Here is a 3,801-nt window from a genome sequence, read left to right on the forward strand (position 1 = left end):
GCTCAAGCGTCAAATCTCTGATCTCAAAGAAGAGAACGAATTCCTAAAAAAGGCCACCGCGTACTTCAGCAAAGAAAAGTGGTGAGGTACGCCTATATCCGCTCTTTAGCAGGAGAATACTCCATTTTGAAGATGTGCCGCTGGCTAGGTGTCAGTCGCGCTGGTTATTACAAGTGGCAGCGTCGTGGGACGTCCGAAAGCGAGAAGCGACAGCAGAGCCTTGAGAAGGTCATAGCTACGACCTTTGAGCGTTTCAAACATCGCTATGGAGCACCCAGACTGGCTGTTGAATTGAACGAGTCCGGCATCCCGTGCAGTGTGAACTATGTGGCTAAACTGATGGCTCAAAGCAGCTTGAAGGCCCGTAACGGCAAAGGATACAAGTTCTTCCCGAACATCCAGGCTAGGAACCATGTCAGTGATAATCTCTTGCGCAGGGACTTCAATGCGGAACGACCAGACGAAAAGTGGGTGTCGGATATTACCTACATTCCGTTGGACAAGGGATTTGCTTACCTGGCGGTCGTGATGGATCTGTATTCGAGAAAAATCATTGGATGGTCACTGGACTCAACGATGACGAATCAACTGATCATAGACGCCTTCCAGATGGCCTATGACTCACGGCAGGTTAAGCCAGGTCTGATACTGCATTCCGACCGCGGAGTGCAATATAGATCGGGTGAATATCAGCACAGGTTGCTCAGCAAAGGCATACGCCCTAGTATGAGCAGAAAGGGAAACTGCTGGGACAATGCTGCCATGGAATCATTCTTCTCAAGGCTCAAAGTTGAATCCGTTTACGCAGACCAACCGACGACAAAGCAGGAAGCGTACTCGCTCGTATTTGAATACATCGAACTGTTTTATAACCGAGTACGAAGGCACTCTGCGATAGGCTATAAAAGCCCGGCAGAGTATGAACAGGAATATCACGAGAAGTGTGCCTGAAATGGTGTCTACTTTTCGTGGGTAGGATCAATTACAAGGGTTCTAAATGGAATTTTTAGAAGAGTTCGATCAGATAATATCGCTTTGGTCTGATGGTGACTTAAATGGAGCAATATATAACAGCACCAATGAGCACTTGTTCGAACTTGCGGAAACGTTGGCATTAAGCTCTAGGTACCATTTCAAGCCTACAGGGAAACCAAATAGTAATTTTTCTTTTGTCGCAAATTCTTCATTAAGTGGTGGGAGGCATCCTTGCGCGGAAGCTACGTGCAGAATAAAAAAGCTAAACGAATTGGTATCATTTGCTTCTCTCTATTCTGATGAAGTCCATATTCAAAATCCATTTGAAGAGATTTTTTTATCTGGTCCAGAAAATTTAAATGAGGCTTCTCGGCAGGAGATGATGTATGGGATATATAACTATTTTTATCTAAGACCATTAATTGAAAGTGGTATTATAAAGTACGCTCAAAATATGGTTTCTTTATGTTCACACCATAGTGAAACGCTAGCAAAACCTCTTTCTGAGAAAATCGAAAGAAAAGAAAAAAAGTTATACGATCTTCTTGAAGAACAGCTGATTGAAAAATGTTCTATCTATTTTGATATAAAAGAAGATGGGACGCAGACCCTGAAGATCGAAGGGCCTGATGGATTGATAGATCACGGGGTCAGGTACTTCCACTTCTACGATTCCACACCAGATTTCATTACTCGTTTATCAAAAAAATCCCTTCCCTATAAATTTACAAAAAAAGAAATCTTAGATGAAGGGATATTGGGGGTTATTATTTTCCCGATAATTAAAGATTTATCAAACCAGGAATGGCATTCAGCGTTTTATGGTACTTCGTACCTATGTGACAACTCAACACAGATAAATATCGCATCAAAACTAAATAATTCAGCATATTTAGCTAGTTCATCAGCATTCAACAATGCCATGAACCACACGCTCCCATCTGTATATGGAAAAGATATTCGATCCATCGTCGATCTTCGAGAAAAAGAAGGTGAAGCATTTTCTGTATATAGAGACAAAGTTCATAAGCTACTAAAAACAACAGATAAATGGACAGAATCAGAGGTGTCAGAGATCTTTAGGGATGAGATAGCGCCAGAAATAAACCTGATTGATAAGAAAATAAAGGACTGGAAAGTAAAAAGTAAAGAGTCGCTTAAAGAGAAGCTTATATTTGGCTCTGGTGCGGTAAGTATAGGTCTATATGCAGGTATGCTGCCGCCCAATATTGGAGCAGTAGTAGCTGCTATAGGAGGCGGAAGTGCTGTAGTTGGTGCGGCTATGGATTATAATAAAACGCTAAAAGAAAAAACAGAGGCGCGTAGTAATGATTTCTATTTTCTGTGGCAAGCATCGAAGTAATTTAACAATCGCGTCAATTAGGACGCTCGCAGGCTCGCGCCAATGACGCGGGCGTTATAGGCCTCTACGCATATTGCCTTTTAGCTCTTAGGTCTCATTTTTTCTTCGGCCCACTCAACAAATTCATGCAAGGTACAGCTATCAGTTGTCCCTTTCCTATCGCCGTCTACTACTCGGTACACAATCAAATAAAGCGAAGGGTCTTTGTGTGCTCGATGGTCAATAACTTGACGTACTGACCAGTTTCTACCGGGCTCTCCATTGGTATAGAATGCGCCAGGTTCTAGCACAAAGCCTGCAATTAGTTCCTCATGATAAATTGCATCTGCAATATCAACAATATGCTTTATCTGTTCATCACTAGCATCAATTACTAATTCCGAGCGCTTTATCGCCTCATGAATATGCTGCATTTTGATACTCCTTGTATCTGGGTGATATCCAGCACTTTGGTATCGCATAAAACTTTGCGGGTATCTTCGCCAGCTAAATAGGTTGTTAAACACCAGTGCTACAAAAAATAATATACAACAATTGATAAGTGTTGGAGTAAGCACATACCAATAACCAAGTTCATATATGCTTGGTCCACCTATAACAGCCGCTAAAGCTGTTGCACCTCCTGGAGGGTGCAGGCTTCTAGTAAAGTGCATTGCTAGAATAGATAAAGCCACAGCAGCTGGGGCTGCAAGAGTAATAGGGCTAATTAACTGTGAACAACTTACTCCAACAAAAGCTGATATCAAGTTTCCTGCTAAAAATGCCCATGGTGTAGAAAGTTGGCCGTGAGGCACGGCAAAGAGCAATACTGTCGAAGCTCCCATTGATGGCAAAATTGCGACTGAGCTGGTTGCTCCGGTGAAATACAGGGTTGTATAGAAGCAAAAGAAAATAGCTAGCATTCCACCTAGCGTGGCTACCATTTTCTCAGAAAATACCACTCCACTTTGAATGCCAAGAAATCCAATTACTGTTTTAATCATACCGTGTCGCTTGCATTATTAAAATATTGATGTGCTCGAATGGGGATCGATTCTTAACTTTATCATGAAAGACCATAAGTATACTGTTGACATAGCCTATAACAAAGCACTGCTGTCGGACAAATGATCTTGCCCCGATAAAACGGACACCAAAGTCAAACTGACGAGGTGTCCAATGCCAAAATATACTCAGCCAAGAAAGACTTGGCAGTATTCGAACGAGTTTAAAGTTAAAGCAGTCCAGCTAAGTCTGATAGAAGGAATTCAGGTTCAGGAAGTAGCCAATACTCTCGACATCCATCCATTAATGCTGTCACGATGGCGAAAAGAGTACCGTGAAGGCAAGATCGTGGCAGATAAACGTAAGAAGCTGGAAGCAGAGAACAAGAAGCTGGAAGCAGAGAACAAGAAGCTGAAACAGGAGCTTGATCTGCTAAAAAAGTGGCAACGGTTTCTTGCGGAGGAACATCAGCAAGATAT

3 protein-coding genes and 1 pseudogene are annotated in these 3,801 nt (G+C 42.3%); 3 read left to right on the forward strand and 1 reads right to left on the reverse strand.

Annotation, left to right across the window (positions count from 1 at the left end):
- The first annotated feature begins 39 nt into the window (after positions 1-39).
- Together BW941_RS17490 and BW941_RS17495 are read left to right on the forward strand one after the other, a co-directional pair.
- On the forward strand, positions 40-951 hold the full coding sequence (locus tag BW941_RS17490) for an IS3 family transposase (RefSeq protein WP_281251191.1): 912 nt from the start codon (positions 40-42) through the stop codon (positions 949-951).
- 46 nt (positions 952-997) lie between these two features.
- Complete coding sequence (locus BW941_RS17495; RefSeq protein WP_076518250.1) at positions 998-2,338, forward strand: hypothetical protein; 1,341 nt, start codon at positions 998-1,000, stop codon at positions 2,336-2,338.
- Positions 2,339-2,418: 80 nt separating this feature from the next.
- Here BW941_RS17495 and BW941_RS17500 read toward each other — a convergent pair whose 3' ends face one another.
- Positions 2,419-3,321, reverse strand: coding sequence for an HPP family protein (locus BW941_RS17500; RefSeq protein WP_084189132.1), 903 nt, complete (start codon positions 3,319-3,321; stop codon positions 2,419-2,421).
- A gap of 175 nt (positions 3,322-3,496) precedes the next feature.
- Here BW941_RS17500 and BW941_RS17505 point away from each other — a divergent pair.
- Positions 3,497-3,801, forward strand: a pseudogene (locus BW941_RS17505) (transposase); the annotation flags it as partial.

Origin of the sequence: Thalassolituus maritimus, from assembly GCF_900156675.1 — a bacterium.
Lineage (GTDB): Bacteria > Pseudomonadota > Gammaproteobacteria > Pseudomonadales > Oceanobacteraceae > Thalassolituus > Thalassolituus maritimus.